Origin of the sequence: Flavobacterium sp. GP15, from assembly GCF_014281985.1 — a bacterium.
Taxonomy (GTDB): domain Bacteria; phylum Bacteroidota; class Bacteroidia; order Flavobacteriales; family Flavobacteriaceae; genus Flavobacterium; species Flavobacterium pygoscelis.
On sequence record NZ_JACFTC010000002.1, the window covers coordinates 685,753 to 702,264 of the forward strand.

A 16,512-nucleotide genomic window follows, 5' to 3' on the forward strand; every position below is an offset into this window, starting at 1 on the left:
AATGAATGTAGAATTTATTTCGATTCCAAAAATTGAAGATAATCGCGGAAATATATCTGTTATTGAACATGATGTATTGCCTTTTGAAATGAAGCGAGTTTACTATTTATATGATGTACCAAGTGCAGCAGAACGCGGAGGACATTCACATAAAACACAAAAAGAGTTTCTTATCGCGCTAAGTGGCAGCTTTGATGTGGTACTTAATGATGGAAAAGAAAAACGAACAATTACATTAAACAAACCTTTTGAAGGGTTGTTAATAAATCAAGGAATTTGGAGAGAACTCAATAACTTTTCGTCTGGTAGTGTTTGTTTAGTAATCGCTTCGGCAGTATTTGATGAAGATGATTATATCAGAGATTTTGATCAATTTATAGCCTCTAAATTATTTAGTGATAGATAGAAAATTCTATACCATTGTTGCGCAAGATGATTTTGATTTTTTTGAGAAAAGTTAAAATTATTCTGGGTGTGTAAAACAGTATTTTACTTTTTAAACTGATGTTTTCTGGATTAATCTGTTGGTATAAATTTTTGGCAATGTTTTTTTTATTTGCCATTTTGTATTGCAGCGCATATTCTATCCGATATAAATCTAGGTATTTTTTAAGAGTGGAATGTTGTTTTTCAGCTTCTTTATAAAAACTAAAATCTTTTGTTTTTTTATTAAAAATAGATTGTTTAGATAAACTATCCGTTACGAAATGCAAGTAAGATACAGTAACGGAGTTGCCAATAACTACTGAATATTCTAATGCAATTCTTATCCACATATCCATATCTTCTCCAATATTTATTGCAGTATCAAAGTTTCCTATTTTTTCAAAAACGCTTTTAGGAACAGCAACGCTTGAGGAGGTTGCAACAGCATAATGCAAACTCGATTCAAAATAATCAGTTATAATTCCGCTGTATTCCGCATTAATATTTTGATAATTCGGAGTGTAAATACTTTGGTTCTGGAAAATTAATTTATAGCGTGACGCAAAAATTCCAGCTTCTGGATGCCTGTCAATAAGAGATTTTAATGCGGATAAATGAGATGGTAACCATAAATCATCAGCGTCTAAAAATGCAATGTATTTTCCTTTTGAATGTTGAATTCCGTAATTCCTTGCTGCCGAAACGCCTTCGTTTAATTTTGATAAATAAATAATCCTAGAATCATTGAATTCCTCAACTATTTGTTCACTTTTATCAGTCGATCCGTCATTGATAATAATTATCTCGTAATCATTAAAAGTTTGATTCAAAACACTGTTTAAAGTATTTTGAATAAAATTTTCTTTGTTAAAAAGTGGAATTACAACGGAGAATAAAGGCATTTATTTTTTTATTAAGACAACAAAAATAGGTGATTTTATAGTGACTTTTGATTGAGATTTTTTTGTAAATTAATCAAGTTGAGTATTTTATAATCAAGAAAAGAATTAATATTAAATTATTCGTTTCTAACACCAATACTACCTTGTTTTTTGCTTGAAATGGAACACAAATAGCCTATTCGGAAAATATTAAATACAAGTAAATTGGGATTTTCTCCAATAAGATTCTTTAAAATGAATTTGCTGAAAACGGAGTATGTTTTAGTAATTATAAATTTTACTTTAGTTTTTTCTATAAAAACATACAGCTTTATTAATCGTACAAAATCACGATCTATTTTTTGATCATCGTATAGTAAAAGTAAATTTTCTAGCGATTCTTTCGTTTTAATAATATATTCCAAATTGGTATCAATTGCGCCATGTTTAATTGGGTTATCTATGTGCAAGACGCTTATTTTTAGTAAACTTAGTTGATAGGAAAGTTGGGTATCATCGTGACCGTATTTTTTTAAATCAGAATCAAATTTCACTTTGTCGAAACATGATTTTTTAATAATCGTATTGTTAAAGAGTATGGACTGATAAGGCTTTTTTGATCTATTGATAGCTGTTTTATCTTCAATAAATCGCCCGTATTTCCATCGTAATTTCTGATTTTTACTTGGACATTTTTTAGGATGTATCCTTCCGCCATAGATAACTTCAAAATTACATAGATTAGAAATGTAAGTTTGAATGTAATGTGGGGAAATAATTATAGAGTCGCCATCGATAAATAACAAGTAATCATATTTTGCTTTAGCAGCCAATGAATTTCTGTTTTTACGATGGGCAATGTTTTTTTTTAAAGCAACAAAAGAACTATTGGTTAAGGAATTTACCGCTTCGTTGATCTGATTTAGTGGTGAATTTGAGGCATCATCCTGACACAGAATTTCAAAAATTATTCCACATTCCAAACATTGTTTATGTAATTCCTGAACTAAAGGATAAACGTTGTAATTGTATATCGGAATAAGAATGGAGAGCATTATGCTGTTCTCTGCTGTATCACTTCAAAAATCTTAGAGTCTTCACATTTCAATGTTTTGAAAGGAAATTTCATTAATAAAGCATAATCGTGAGTTGCCATAATAATGGTTTTTCCATTGGCATTAATTTTCTTTAAAACCTCTAAAACTTCTACACTTGTCTGTGGGTCAAGATTTCCTGTAGGTTCATCAGCAAGAATTAGTTCGGGATCATTTAGTAGTGCACGAGCAATAGCAACACGCTGTTGTTCTCCTCCGGAAAGCTGATGTGGCATTTTTCTGCCAAAATCTCTCATTCCTACTTTATTTAAAACTTCTTCAATTTTATTTTGCATGTCTTCAATATCTGTCCAGCCTGTTGCTTTTAGGACAAAAAGCATGTTGTCATCAATATTGCGATCTGGTAATAATTTAAAATCTTGAAAAACAATGCCTATCTTTCTTCTTAAAAAAGGAATGTCATTTTCTTTTAAGGTGGCTAAATCAAAACCGACAATCGATCCTTCTCCTTCAGTCAAAGTTAAATCAGCGTACAAAGTTTTCATTAAGCTACTTTTTCCAGAACCTGTTTTTCCTATGATGTAAAGGAATTCTCCATGATTTACCTCCAGATTAACTTCTGTTAAAACAGTTTTTTCTTCTTGATAAATAGTTACATTTTTTAAAGACAGTACGGATTGTGACATAATTTGCTTTTGTTTATGGGGTAAAAGTAATAAGATAACGGTTCTATTCAAAATAAATTCTATTGTATTCTGTAGAATTTAAAAAATTAAAAGTATTATTTGTTAGGCAGGATATTTGATACTAAGAATGCTATGCTTAAAAACGCAAAAAAGCCATCTGTAAAATTTGGTATTATAATAAAAGTTAATTTTGATTCGTTATAGAGTGTGGAATATAATATATTTGAATTATTAAAATAAAATCACAATGCGTAAATTTTCCTGGTTGTACTTCTTTTCTTGTTTTATTATAACCGTTGCTGTTTCGGCACAAAAATCAACTATTTATACCCATGAATTAAAAGATTTTAACAAAGCAGTTTATTTGTTCAAAGATCAACAATATGCTTCGGCTCAATTAATTTTTGATAAAGTAAAAGAAACCGCAACTACCGAAGAATTAAAATCAGATTGTGCCTATTATGCTGCAAATTGCGCCATTCGTACCAATCAGTCTAACGCTGATGAATTGATGGAGCGATTTGTATCGGATTATCCAACAAGTGTTAAGCAAAATCAAGCCTATATAGAGGTAGCGCATTATCATTTTAGCCAAGGTAATTATCCTCAAGCCCTACAGTGGTTTGATAAAGTAGATGAGAGCAGTTTGAGTTCTAGTGACCGAGATCAGTTTAATTTTCAAAAAGGATATAGCTTCTTCAACGCTAAAAAGAAAAAAGAGGCAACTACCTATTTTAATAAAGTAGTAAACTCTAAGGAATATGGATCTCAAGCCAAATATTACTTAGGTTTTATGGCTTATGAAGGAGACGATTACAAGCAAGCAACCAAGTATTTTGATGAAGTTTCGGGCGAGGAGAAATACAAGGAGAAACTTTCGTATTATCAGGCAGATATGAATTTTAAATTGGGTAATTTTCAGAAAGCAATAGATTTAGGTCAAAAAGCGATGGCAAACTCAAACGCCATGGAAAAATCTGAATTAAATAAAATCATTGGGGAAAGTTATTTTAATCTTAAAAAATATGATGCTTCCATTCCTTATTTAGTAGCCTATAAAGGTAAAAAAGGAAAATGGAACAATACCGATTATTACCAGTTAGGATATGCTTATTACCAACAAAAAGAGTATGAGAATGCTATTTCTCAATTCAATAAAATCATTGGAGGAAAAGATTTTGTTGCGCAAAATGCCTATTATCATTTAGCCGAAAGCTATTTAAATACGGATAAAAAGCCACAAGCATTAAATGCTTTTAAAAATGCATCCGAAATGGATTATGATTTAGCAATTCAAGAAGACGCTGCTTTAAATTATGCAAAGCTGAGTTATGAATTGGGTAATTCGTATCAAAGTGTGCCTTCAATCTTACAAGCTTTTTTAACTAAATATCCCAATAATGCCAATCGTTCAGAGGTGGAGAAATTAGTAATTGACTCTTATATTTCATCAAAAAATTATAAAGAAGCACTCGTTTTATTAGAAAAAAATAAAGCAGCAGAAAATAAATTAGCTTATCAAAAAGTATTGTTTTACAGAGGATTAGAATTATATAATGATGGTGACTATAATGATGCTTTAAAGATGTTTGTTAAGGCTACAACAGAGCAAAAAGATCCTGTTTTTACAACTAGAGCTCTTTTTTGGAAAGGAGAAACGGAATATGTTCTGAATGATTTTAAAGAAGCTTTACTAAGTTACAAACAGTTTGCTGGATCAACTCAAGCTTCAAAAACACCAGAATTTAGAAATTACAATTACAATATTGCTTACACTTATTTTAAACTAAAAGAGTACGATCAGGCGGGAAATTATTTTCAAACTCAGATCGAAAAATCCTCATCTGATAAAGTTCGTTTGAGTGATTCTTATTTGCGTTTGGCAGATTGTCGTTTTGTAACTTCAAAATACAGTCAAGCTGTGGATGCTTACAATAAGGTAATAGAATCAAAAAGTATTGATGCTGATTATGCTTATTTTCAAAAAGCTATTTCTTATGGATTTATGTCAAAAGTGGATAAAAAAATTGAGGAGTTGAATTCCTTTATTCAGTTATATCCAAAATCAGAGTACAAAGATGATGCACTTTTTGAATTGGCTAATACCTATGTTGCTGAAAATAAAAACGATTTGGCAATTAAAACCTATGAAAGATTAAATGTCGAATTTAAAAAAGGATCTTTTACATCAAGAGCAGTTTTGCGTCAAGGATTAGTTTATTACAATACTGATAAATATGAGCAAGCGTTATTGAAATTCAAGAATGTTGCGGCAAATTTTCCGCGTACACCAGAAGCTTTAGAAGCTGTTGCTACAGCCCGTTTGATTTATGTAGACAGCGGTAGAGTAGACGAATATGCCAATTGGGTTCGAACTTTAGATTTTGTTGCAGTAACAGATGTTGAACTCGATAATGATACTTATGAAGCTGCCGAAAAACAATTTCAGCAAAATAATGTCAAACAAGCAATTACTGGCTTTACCAGTTATATCAATCAGTTTCCTAAAGGAATTCATGCTTTAAAAGCGAATTATTTTCTAGCTCAATCTTATTTTGGTGAAGGTTCTGAAAGTAAAGCAATTCCTTATTATGAATATGTAATAGCGCAATCGACTACCGAATTTACAGAACAATCGTTATCCCGATTAGCTCAAGTTTTTCTAAAAAATAAACAAACAGACAAAGCCATTCCTGTTTTATTGCGTTTAGAAAGTGAAGGAGATGTAGCGCAGAATGTCACGTATGCACAATCAAATTTGATGAAATCGTATTATGCGATGAAGGATTATCCAAAATCAGTCTTATATGCTGAAAAAGTTTTGACGAATCCTAAAACCGATGATAAAGTAAAAAGTGATGCCCAAATTATTGTTGCAAGAGCTGCTATAGAAAGTGGTGATGAAGCAAAAGCAAAAGTAGCTTATGCTAAATTAATGACTATTGCCAAAGGAGAACTAGCGGCAGAGGCTTTGTATTATGATGCTTATTTTAAAAATAAAGAAGGAAATTATGATGCCTCTAATACAGCAGTTCAAAAATTAGCTAAAAATTATTCTAGTTATAAATATTTTGGTGCAAAAGGCTTGGTTTTAATGGCGAAAAATTTCTACGGATTAAAAGATAGTTTTCAGGCAACTTATATATTAGAGAATGTGATTAAAAACTTTACTGATTATTCTGATGTGGTTGCTGATGCTAAAACAACATTAGATTTTATTAAAACAGAAGAATCTAAAACGAATTCGTCAGTAGGAAAGTAATTTCTAATCTATTGATGATGTTTAAAATTTAGTATTTGTTTCAACCTAATTAAAGTCAAAATAATCCTCTAATGACAATACCTTTTTACATAGTAGATGTTTTTGCAGAAGAAAAATATAAAGGAAATCAATTAGCCGTTTTCTTAGATGCGGAGAGTTTAACTGACGCTCAGATGTTGCAGATTGCACGTGAAACAAATTTTGCCGAGAGTACTTTTATTACTGCTATAAAAGATGAAATAGCAACGATTAGAATTTTTACGCCACAACATGAAATGCAATTTGCGGGTCATCCCATAATTGGTACTTCGTGGTTGCTGATGAATAAGATAATAGATAACTGTGGTCAAGATATTAGTGTTTTGGTTCCTGTTGGTTCCATTTCTGTTCGACAAGAAGAAGATTTAGTTTGGTTGCAAGCAGCACAGCCGGAGTTTCTAGCAACCTTTTCAGCAACGGATTTTCTGTCATTTACTAATTTAAGTTCAGCTGATTTAAATACAGAATTTCCTATTCAAGAAGTAACAACAGGAAGTGCATTTGTACTTGTTCCAGTTAGAAATATACAAGCATTAAAAAATTTAGTTCTTAATCAGGACAAAATGGATAAATGGTTGCGTGAAAATTGTCAAACGGATCACCGAGCATTTTACTTTTTTTGTGTAGAAGATAATAAAATTAGTAGCAGAATGCTGTGTGTAGAGAACAATAGACTTATTGAGGATGCTGCCACAGGAAGTGCTAGCTCTTGTTTGCAAGCTTTTCTTTTAAAGTATCATCAATCAGAAATTAATACCATCAATTATCAAGGTGATTTTATTAATAGACCTTCACAGATTCATTTCAAGGGGAGTTTAGCAGATAATCAGTATGATATAAATATTGGCGGCAAAACAAAATTTGTTGCCAAGGGAGAATGGGAAGTTTAAAATAAAGTATAAAAATTATACTTAAAATAAAAAAAAATAAAAGATGACATTTAAAGATTTAAAAATTAAAATGGTACCAAATAATACATTAACATTTTTAGCACCTTGTATTTCAAGTAGAGTTGGATTAGGGATTTTATTTTTATTGATTTCTCAATTTTCATTTGCTCAAAAGAAAGAACAGATTGGAAATGAAACTGTAAATGTCGTAAAACCTTATACTCCAAAAATTTCAGATGCTTCTAAAGTGAAGGAAGTGGGAGAGTTAGATGATGAGGGGAATACTAAGAAAGAAGTGGTAAAATATACTATTTTTTCTTTTCCTGTTGCTTCAACATTTACTCCATCAAAAGGAAAAGCAGAAGGTGTTGAAAAAGAAAAACAAGCACACTTATTCAAGAATTACGCTACTTTAGGTTTGGGTAATTACGGAACTTTAATAGGAGAATTATTCGTGAACCACGATCTGAGTAATACGGATTATGTTGGTGGTATGTTTAGACATCACTCTTCGCAAGGAGGCATTAAAGAAGCTCGATTAGACGATCGATTTTACGATACTTCACTCGATTTAATGTACGGTTCGAATCAAAAAGATATATCTTGGAATTTAGATTTAGGAATGCAAAACCAAATATATAATTGGTACGGACTGCCAGTTAATTTTGCTAATACACTTTCGTTGGATGATAGAAGAAGTCTGATAAACAGTATTGATCCAAAACAAGCTTACACTACTATTTCATTAGGTGGTAATGTTGCGTTTAGTGACGGTATTGTAAATAAAGTAAGCTTGAAGTACAATCATTTTACAGATATATTTAATTCTTCCGAGAATAGATTTTTTATTAAGCCAACGGTAGCTTTTGATGTAATGGATAGTGCTGTTAAGACAGATTTTATTGTGGATTATGTTGGTGGAAGTTTTGAAAAAAACTACCTCAATAATGTACAGCCTTTAAAATATGGTTTTACTAATTTTGGAGTTTCTCCAAGTTTTGTAATGCTAGAACAAGACTGGACACTTACCATTGGTGCTGCTATTTTTTACAGCCTAGATAATCAAAATAGTAATAATAAGTTTTTAGTATATCCAAAGTTCAATGCTTCCTATAAAGTCGTGGGAGATTTAATGATTTTTTATGCAGGGGCTGAAGGAGATTTAAAACAAAATTCATATCAAGATTTTGTGGGTGTAAATCCGTTTTTATCACCAACATTATTTGTTGCCCCTACAGACCAGCAATATGATATTTTTGCAGGGTTAAAAGGTAAATTATCTAATAATGTTAGTTACAATGTTAGAGGTTCTTATACAAACGAGAGAAATAAAGCGTTGTTTAAAAGTAATATTCATGATGAAAACCCAAGTAATGAAAATTATGAATATGGAAACTCCTTTCAGGTAGTTTATGATGACATGAGAACTTTGCGTTTTTATGGCGAATTGAAAGCTGATTTTTCAGATAATGTGACCTTTGGTGTCAACGGAAGTTTTAGCAGTTTTAAAAATGCTTCACAGAATGAAGCTTGGAATTTGCCAACAGTAAAAGTAAATTCAAATCTTGATTTTAATATTACTAAAAAATGGTTCGCTGGTGTAAATGTTTTTTATGTTGGAGAGAGAAAAGATTTTACAGTAATAGATTTTCAACCAATGTATAAGGAAGGTATTGTAACTTTAAAATCTTACTTTGATTTAAATGCTAATTTAGGGTACAATTATAGTGATCGATTAACAGGATTTATTAGAGCAAATAACATTACAAATAGTGGTTACCAAAAATGGCAAAATTATCCTGTACAAGGATTTCAATTGGTTTTGGGTGCTAATTATAAATTTGATTTTTAGAGTAATTATTTTTTAAACAGCATAAAAACAAAACAGGCTACCTTTTGGGTAGCCTGTTTTGTTTTAGAGTACTATTTATTTTGTAAAAGGAATAGCGACTCTCATTTTGTCCCATCCTAAATTAAGTACGATCTCTTTATCCGTTTTAGTAAAAACCATGGCAAATGCATCAATATAATCATCTGCTATTGTTACAGGAATGTTTAACCGAGCGACATCATTTTTTGCATTGTAGGTATAGGCACCCCAAACATTTTTGTCTTTATTTATAATCACGGTCCATTCTTTTTCACCTGGAATCGTATAAAGAGTATAAACTCCCGCTTTTATTTTAGTTTTTCCAAGATACATATCTGTGTAAAAGTTTATTTCAGCAGCTTCGTTAGCTCCCGTTCTCCATACTTTTCCATTAGGAGCTAGTTCGCTAAGACTACGTCCTTTTAGTTGAGGACGGCTGTATAGCACTCTTACAGTTTTGTTTGCATCTTTGTAATCATTAGGGAACCAAGCAGCATCCAGAGGGCTTTTGTCTAAGTCTGGAAATTTTTGTGCATTTATAGAATTAGATAAAAGCATCATAAGTGCGCAGATTGCCGAGGCAATAATTCTAGATTTTCTCATAGTCTTTTTGATAAGTTAATAGTTATTTGTAAAGTTAGAGATTCTTATTCAAGTTTCATAATGAAGCAGACTCGGTTTTAGAAAAATTGTGTACCTCTCAAATAATAGGCTAACTTTGTTTTTTAGAGTTAAGAAGAGAAAAAAAATCCGATAGTTCTTGATTTGTATTAAAATTTTAATGTAAAAAATATGACATTCAAACAAAAAATTTATAATTATTATGTACAATTGGTACAAGACAAAATAGATGCTTTTAGAGACATGATTGCAGCATTAACGGAAGATTCTAAAAATGACGCTAAAGGTTCTGCTGGAGATAAACACGAAACAGCTTTGTCTATGATGCATATCGAACAAGAAAAACTTAATTCTAAATTACGAGAAGTACTCACTCAAAAATCAGTTTTAGACAAAATAGATGCGCTAACTATTGCTGAAAATATTATTGTTGGAAGTTTAGTCAAAGCCAACGGAATTTACTTGTATCTTAGTTTGGCTTTACCAAAAATCACTATTGACGGAATCAATGTTATTGCGCTATCACCTCAATCTCCGCTAGGAAAACATCTGATGGGGAATAAGGTTGGTTTTGAATTTGAAATAAATAATACAAAATACACGATACAAGAAATAGCATAAGTTCCTTATTTTTTAAACTCAAAAAAATCAAATCAATGAAACAAATTACACTACTTCTTTCTTTATTTTTAGTTTTTTCTTGTAATCAAAACCAAAAAAAAACTGTAGATACCATAATTACACATGCCACAATTTATACCGTTGATAAAACGTTTAGTACCGCTACAGCGATGGCAATTAGTGAAGGGAAAATTGTAGCCATTGGAACGGACTCTGAAATTCAAAACGTGTATGAATCTAAAAATACAATTGATGCAAAAGGAAAGTTTATTTATCCAGGACTAATAGATGCCCATTGTCATTTTTATGGTTTTGGTTTAAGTTTACAAGAAGTAGATTTGCGAGGTACTCGAAGTATGAAAGAAGTCATTGCTCGCATAAAGGCTTTTCAAAAAGTAAAAAAATCAGACTTTATTGTTGGTAATGGCTGGGACCAAAACAATTGGGTAGAAAAACAATTTCCTACAAAAGAAGAGTTAGACGCAGAATTCCCTGATATTCCTGTAGTATTAAATAGAATTGATGGGCATGCTATAATTGTGAATAGTAAAGTATTAAAATTGGCAGGAATTACTAAAGATACGAAAGCAGTGGGTGGTCAAATTGAAATTAAAAATGGAGAACCAACTGGTATTTTAATCGATAATCCCATGGATTTGGTTTTTAAAATAATACCAAAACCAAATCGTAAAACTCAAATTGCAGCTTTAGTAGATGCTGAAAAAAACATGTTTCATTATGGATTAACTACCGTGAATGATGCCGGTTTAGACCCTGATGTTATTCACTTGATTGATAGTTTACAAAAAGTAAAGGTTTTGAAAATTAATGTTTATGCCATGATTTCTGCCAATCAAAAAAATATTGATCTGTATTTGAAAAAAGGAATTTACAAAACCAATTCTTTAGATGTGCGTTCTTTTAAGCTTTTTGGTGATGGTGCTTTAGGTTCTCGTGGCGCTTGTCTTCATAAAGAATATTCGGATATGGCTAAACAATATGGTGCTCTATTATCTTCGCCTTCAGAGTTAAAAGGAATTGCAAAACAAATTGCAGCATCAGATTTTCAATTGAATTCGCACGCGATAGGAGATTCTGCCAATACTGTTTTATTGAAAATTTATAAAGAAGTTTTGAGAGGAAAAAAAGACCGCCGTTGGAAAATTGAACACGCTCAGATTATAAGAGAGCAAGATTTTGATTATTTTAAATTAGGTATTATTCCTTCAGTACAACCTACTCATGCTACCTCTGATATGTATTGGGCGGGAGAAAGACTAGGTAAAGAGCGATTAAAGAATGCTTATGCTTATAAAAAATTGTTGCAAAAAGCAGGAATTATAGCATTAGGAACTGATTTTCCTGTAGAACAAGTAAATCCTATGCTGACCTTTCATGCAGCTGTAGCTAGAAAAGACAGCAAAAATTATCCTAAAGGAGGATTCCAAATAGAAAACGCTCTGAGCAGAGAAGAAACATTAAAAGGGATGACAATATGGGCTGCTTATTCAAACTTTCAAGAAAAAGAAAAAGGAAGCTTAGAAGTAGGAAAGTGGGCTGATTTTGTAATTTTCGATAAGGATTTAATGAAAGTAAATGAAGATCAAATTGTTAAAATACTTCCTAAAGCAACTTACTTAAAAGGAGCTAAAGTAAACTAGATAAATTGTTAAAAATGATAATTTATAATTTGCAGAGGCGTTTTCGTAGGTTGTAAATTATATATACTGCGTTAATTAGTATTTTTTGTTTCAATTTATAACTGAAATAGGTATTTGTGTTTTGTAATTATAAGTGTAATTGCATCTTTGCCTTATCAAAATAAATAAAACATTTAAAAATATATAGTTATGTGCGGAATAGTATGTGCCTTCGATTTAAAACAAAAAGCAGAAACCTTAAGACCCCAAGTGTTAGAGATGTCTAAAATTATTCGCCATCGCGGACCAGACTGGAGTGGAGTTTTTAGCAATGATAAAGCAATTTTATCTCACGAACGATTGGCAATTGTTGATCCAGCTTCTGGCAAACAACCTTTGTTAAGTGAAGATGGCAAACTAGTTTTAGCTGCCAATGGTGAAATTTATAACCACAGAGAATTGCGCAAACAATTTGAAGGGAAATACAACTTTCAGACCGAAAGTGACTGCGAAGTTATTTTGGCACTTTATAAAGAAAAAGGACCTCATTTTATAGATGAGATGAATGGTATCTTCGGATTTGCTATTTATGATGTTGATAAAGATGAATACTTTGTGGCGCGTGATCACATGGGAATTATACCATTGTATATTGGTTGGGACCAACACGGAACTTTTTATGTAGCTTCAGAGTTGAAGGCGTTAGAAGGCTATTGTACTAAAATAGAATTGTTTCCTCCGGGACATTATATGTCAAGCAAAGACGGAGAATTTGTACAATGGTACAAAAGAGAATGGGTTGATTATGATGCTGTAAAAGATAACGAAACTAATATTTCAGATATTAAAGTAGCGCTTGAGGCCGCTGTTCACAGACAGTTGATGAGCGATGTGCCTTACGGTGTTTTACTTTCAGGTGGTTTAGATTCTTCTATTACTTCGGCTGTAGCCAAAAAATATGCCCAAAAACGTATAGAATCAGGTGATGTTGCTGATGCTTGGTATCCACAATTGCACTCTTTTTCTGTAGGATTAGATGGCTCGCCTGATTTAGCGGCAGCTCAAATAGTTGCTGATCATATTGGCACCATTCACCACGAAATTAAATTTACAATTCAAGAAGGTTTAGATGCCATTCGAGATGTAATTTACAACTTAGAAACTTACGATGTGACTACTGTTAGAGCGTCAACTCCTATGTGGTTAATGGCAAGAGTTATTAAATCAATGGGAATCAAAATGGTTCTTTCAGGCGAAGGAGCAGACGAATTGTTTGGAGGTTATCTTTATTTTCATAAAGCGCCCAATGCAAGGGAATTTCACGAAGAAAACGTACGTAAATTAGGAAAACTGCACATGTACGACTGTTTGCGTGCGAATAAAAGTTTAGCAGCTTGGGGAATAGAAGGGCGTGTTCCGTTTTTAGATAAAGAATTTATGGATTTAGCGATGCGTATCAATCCACAAGATAAAATGATCAACAAAGAACATCCCATGGAAAAATGGGTAGTTCGTAAAGCATTTGAAGATATGTTGCCACCAAGTGTGGCATGGAGACAAAAAGAGCAATTTAGTGACGGAGTTGGCTATAGTTGGATAGATACTTTAAAAGAAGTGGTAGCTAAGGAAGTGTCTGATGAGCAATTAGCCAATGCGAAATATAAATTCCCATTACAAACACCAACTTCTAAAGAAGAATATTACTATCGTTCTATTTTTGCAGAACATTTTCCAAGTGATGCCGCTGCTTTATGTGTACCTCAGGAAGCAAGTGTTGCTTGTAGTACGAAAATCGCTTTAGAATGGGATGAAGCTTTCAAAAATATGAATGATCCTTCTGGGAGAGCGGTTGCCAGTGTGCATGATGATGCTTATGCAAAAGCATAATTTACTTTTGAAATATATAATTTAGAAAACGCTTTCCTTAATGGGAGCGTTTTTTTTATTAAAATAATTTCTTCAATATATATTAATAATTACATTTATATTTCTTTCGTTTTAGTAAATAATGTTTGTGATAAAAGTTTCAAGTTTAAATGATAAAAAGAATCTAGCATTGTTAATTTCATTTTTCACTTATATTTATGATTTTAATTGTTAATTATAAGTAAAATAAGTATTTGTATTTGGTTATTGTAGTTGATAATGCATATTTGTGTGATAAAAATAAGTGGAGTTATTAATAAAGATTTAATTATGTGTGGAATTTTAGTAGTTATTGGGAAAGGAAAAGATGGGGAACTTGTTAAAGAACTTTCCAAACGAATGTCACATCGCGGGCCAGACGAAAGTGATATTTATATTACAGAAAACGGACACGTATTAAGTCATGAACGTTTGTCTATTATTGATTTGCAATCCGGAAAACAACCCATAAAAGGTTCTGGAAAAGCATATATGGTTCATAATGGCGAAATATACAATCACCAGCAATTAAGAGATGGTGTTTTAAAAGACCATGTTTTTAGAACTAAGTCAGATTCTGAAGTAATTGTTCATTTATATGAAAAATTTGGATATGATTTCTGCAACATGTTAGATGGTGATTGGGCATTTGTAGTAGTTGATGGTAATGATTTTATTGCCGGCAGAGATCCTTTGGGTGTCAAACCTTTGTATTATGGTTTAGATGAAAGAGGGCGAATTTATTTTTCTTCTGAAATGAAACCGATTGCAGATCACTGTAAAAGATTTTCGACCTTTCCTCCAGGACATTATTATACACCAAAAACCGGTTTCGTAAAATATTACAAACCGGATTATGAAGATTATTTACAGGCTGATCAAGATTTAAATTTAAATCTTATTAGAGAAACTCTCATCGAAGCTACTCGAAAGCGTTTAATGAGTGATGTTCCGGTAGGAGTTTTGCTTTCAGGAGGATTAGACTCATCACTTACATCAGCAATTGCTTCGAGATTATTAGCGGAATCGGGAAAAAAATTACAATCTTTTTCAATAGGATTAGATGCTGAAGCGCCGGATGTAAAGGCAGCCAGAAAAGTAGCTGATTTTTTAGGTACAGAACATCATGAGGTTTATTTCTCTGTGCAAGAAGGAATAGAAATCTTGGATAAATTAATTTGGCATCTAGAAACCTATGACGTAACGTCTATTCGCGCTAGTGTTCCTATGTATTTTTTGTCAAAAGCTATTGCGGATTTAGGAATAAAAGTAGTGCTTTCTGGCGAAGGAGCCGATGAAATTTTTGGAGGATATTTGTATTTTAGAAATGCGCCAACAGCAATAGATTTTCAAAAAGAAACAATAGAAAGAGTTCAGAAATTATTTACTGCTGATCTTTTAAGAGCGGATAAAGCGACTATGGCTCACGGTATAGAAACAAGAGTGCCTTTTTTAGACAAAGCATTCTTGGATATGGCTATTCGTATCAAGGCAGAAGAAAAAATGCCTAAAACCTACGCTGATAAAGAAAAATATATTTTAAGAAAAGCATTTGATACTCCTGAAGATCCCTATTTGCCACAAGAGGTACTTTGGAGGCAAAAAGAACAGTTTTCGGATGGCGTAGGATACAATTGGATTGATGAGTTGATAACGTATTGTTCTTCGCAAGTTACAGATGAGCAATTATCAGGAGCAGCAGTTGAATTTCTATATAATGCACCAACCACCAAGGAGGCTTATTTGTATCGTTCTATTTTTAATAAACATTTTCCACAAACGAGTGCTGCTCAAACGGTGAGAAAATGGATTCCGAAATGGCAAGAAAATCTAGATCCAAGTGGTAGAGCTAATGCAGCTCACGTAAAATCAGATCTTGCAACAGCTAAATAAATCAATCTGGTTTTGTATGTAGACTTGTGTCTAATTTAAAGATTTTTTTATTGCTTTTTTATATTTTAAATCTCAATCGATTATTAAGACCTAGGTTTGTTTATGCCTCTGTCATAAAGAACAATGCTCCCGGCTACAGATACATTTAAGCTTTTTTGGGATTTAAATTTTACTAAAAAATGACATTTTTCAATCGCTTGTTTGGTGAGTCCATTATCTTCTGCGCCAAGCAAGTAAACACAGCGTCTTGGATGTTCAAAAGTTTCTAAATCTTCTGCGTTTTCGTCTAATTCAACGCCTACTAAACGAGCTCCTTTAGGTAGGTTTCTGTAAAAGTCTTCAAAATTTTCATAATGAAAATAGGGCATAGATTTTACAGCATTATGAGTGTCACAAGCCTGCTTTGCATATCGATTTCCGATGGTAAAAATATAACTCGCGCCTAAGTTTTGTGCAGATCGCCATAGAACGCCTAAATTTTCTGGAGTTTTACCGTTTTGTATGCCTATTCCGAAATATTCAGTGGTGAAGTTATCATTCATGTAGCAAAAATACAAACAGTTATTTGTAATGTCAAAATTTTAATTTTATTAGAAAGCTTTAATTTCGGGTATTTAGTGAAAACAAATTGATAAAATGTTAATAACTTAAAGGCTTAATAAGGTATTTTAACGGTTATCTAGTTTGCGTTTTTATATATTTGCGTGTTAGACAAAAATTACA

General features: G+C 32.0%; 13 protein-coding genes. 8 read left to right on the forward strand and 5 right to left on the reverse strand.

Features of this window, described 5'->3' with window-relative positions; genetic code table 11:
• The first annotated feature begins 1 nt into the window (after position 1).
• Positions 2 to 406 carry an FdtA/QdtA family cupin domain-containing protein gene (locus tag H2650_RS07270; protein WP_188050129.1) on the forward strand — a complete coding sequence of 135 codons (405 nt, stop codon included), beginning with the start codon at positions 2 to 4 and terminating at the stop codon, positions 404 to 406.
• On the opposite strand, the gene H2650_RS07275 is transcribed toward H2650_RS07270, so the two are convergent.
• From H2650_RS07275 to H2650_RS07285, 3 genes are all read right to left on the reverse strand, one after another.
• The gene (locus tag H2650_RS07275; protein ID WP_188050130.1) at positions 393 to 1,328 is read right to left on the reverse strand and encodes a glycosyltransferase family A protein; all 936 of its coding nucleotides are present in this window, start codon (positions 1,326 to 1,328) and stop codon (positions 393 to 395) included. The genes H2650_RS07270 and H2650_RS07275 overlap by 14 nt on opposite strands.
• A gap of 116 nt (positions 1,329 to 1,444) precedes the next feature.
• Entirely contained in the window at positions 1,445 to 2,362 is a 918-nt protein-coding gene (locus H2650_RS07280) for a glycosyltransferase (protein WP_188050131.1), read from the reverse strand.
• Entirely contained in the window at positions 2,362 to 3,048 is a 687-nt protein-coding gene (locus H2650_RS07285) for a cell division ATP-binding protein FtsE (RefSeq protein ID WP_188050132.1), read from the reverse strand. The genes H2650_RS07280 and H2650_RS07285 overlap by 1 nt, the downstream gene beginning before the upstream one ends.
• Positions 3,049 to 3,295: 247 nt before the next feature.
• Between H2650_RS07285 and H2650_RS07290 the strand changes: the two genes are divergently transcribed.
• The 3 genes from H2650_RS07290 (at position 3,296) to H2650_RS07300 (ending at position 9,091) form a co-directional block, all read left to right on the forward strand.
• Positions 3,296 to 6,310 (forward strand): tetratricopeptide repeat protein, encoded by a 3,015-nt coding sequence (locus H2650_RS07290; protein WP_188050133.1) that lies wholly within the window; start codon positions 3,296 to 3,298, stop codon positions 6,308 to 6,310.
• A gap of 71 nt (positions 6,311 to 6,381) precedes the next feature.
• The gene (locus H2650_RS07295) at positions 6,382 to 7,239 is read left to right on the forward strand and encodes a PhzF family phenazine biosynthesis protein (RefSeq protein WP_188050134.1); all 858 of its coding nucleotides are present in this window, start codon (positions 6,382 to 6,384) and stop codon (positions 7,237 to 7,239) included.
• A gap of 43 nt (positions 7,240 to 7,282) precedes the next feature.
• A complete protein-coding gene (locus tag H2650_RS07300) occupies positions 7,283 to 9,091 on the forward strand; it encodes a TonB-dependent receptor (RefSeq protein ID WP_255462808.1) in 1,809 nt (602 codons plus the stop codon).
• Positions 9,092 to 9,166: 75 nt separating this feature from the next.
• Here the strand turns inward: H2650_RS07300 and H2650_RS07305 are convergent, their stop codons facing one another.
• Positions 9,167 to 9,712 (reverse strand): DUF2911 domain-containing protein, encoded by a 546-nt coding sequence (locus H2650_RS07305; RefSeq protein WP_188050135.1) that lies wholly within the window; start codon positions 9,710 to 9,712, stop codon positions 9,167 to 9,169.
• 189 nt (positions 9,713 to 9,901) lie between these two features.
• On the opposite strand from H2650_RS07305, the gene H2650_RS07310 reads away from it, so the two are divergent.
• The 4 genes from H2650_RS07310 to asnB (H2650_RS07325) all read left to right on the forward strand — a co-directional run bounded on the left by H2650_RS07310 (position 9,902) and on the right by asnB (H2650_RS07325) (position 15,789).
• The gene (locus H2650_RS07310) at positions 9,902 to 10,351 is read left to right on the forward strand and encodes a hypothetical protein (protein ID WP_188050136.1); all 450 of its coding nucleotides are present in this window, start codon (positions 9,902 to 9,904) and stop codon (positions 10,349 to 10,351) included.
• A 35-nt stretch (positions 10,352 to 10,386) separates the two neighbouring features.
• On the forward strand, positions 10,387 to 12,012 hold the full coding sequence (locus H2650_RS07315) for an amidohydrolase (RefSeq protein ID WP_188050137.1): 1,626 nt from the start codon (positions 10,387 to 10,389) through the stop codon (positions 12,010 to 12,012).
• A gap of 189 nt (positions 12,013 to 12,201) precedes the next feature.
• Positions 12,202 to 13,878 (forward strand): asparagine synthase B, encoded by a 1,677-nt coding sequence (asnB, locus tag H2650_RS07320; RefSeq protein ID WP_188050138.1) that lies wholly within the window; start codon positions 12,202 to 12,204, stop codon positions 13,876 to 13,878.
• A gap of 309 nt (positions 13,879 to 14,187) precedes the next feature.
• Positions 14,188 to 15,789 (forward strand): asparagine synthase B, encoded by a 1,602-nt coding sequence (gene asnB / locus H2650_RS07325; protein WP_188050285.1) that lies wholly within the window; start codon positions 14,188 to 14,190, stop codon positions 15,787 to 15,789.
• An 83-nt stretch (positions 15,790 to 15,872) separates the two neighbouring features.
• On the opposite strand, the gene H2650_RS07330 is transcribed toward asnB (H2650_RS07325), so the two are convergent.
• A complete protein-coding gene (locus tag H2650_RS07330; RefSeq protein ID WP_188050139.1) occupies positions 15,873 to 16,331 on the reverse strand; it encodes an RNA methyltransferase in 459 nt (152 codons plus the stop codon).
• Positions 16,332 to 16,512 lie beyond the last annotated feature (181 nt).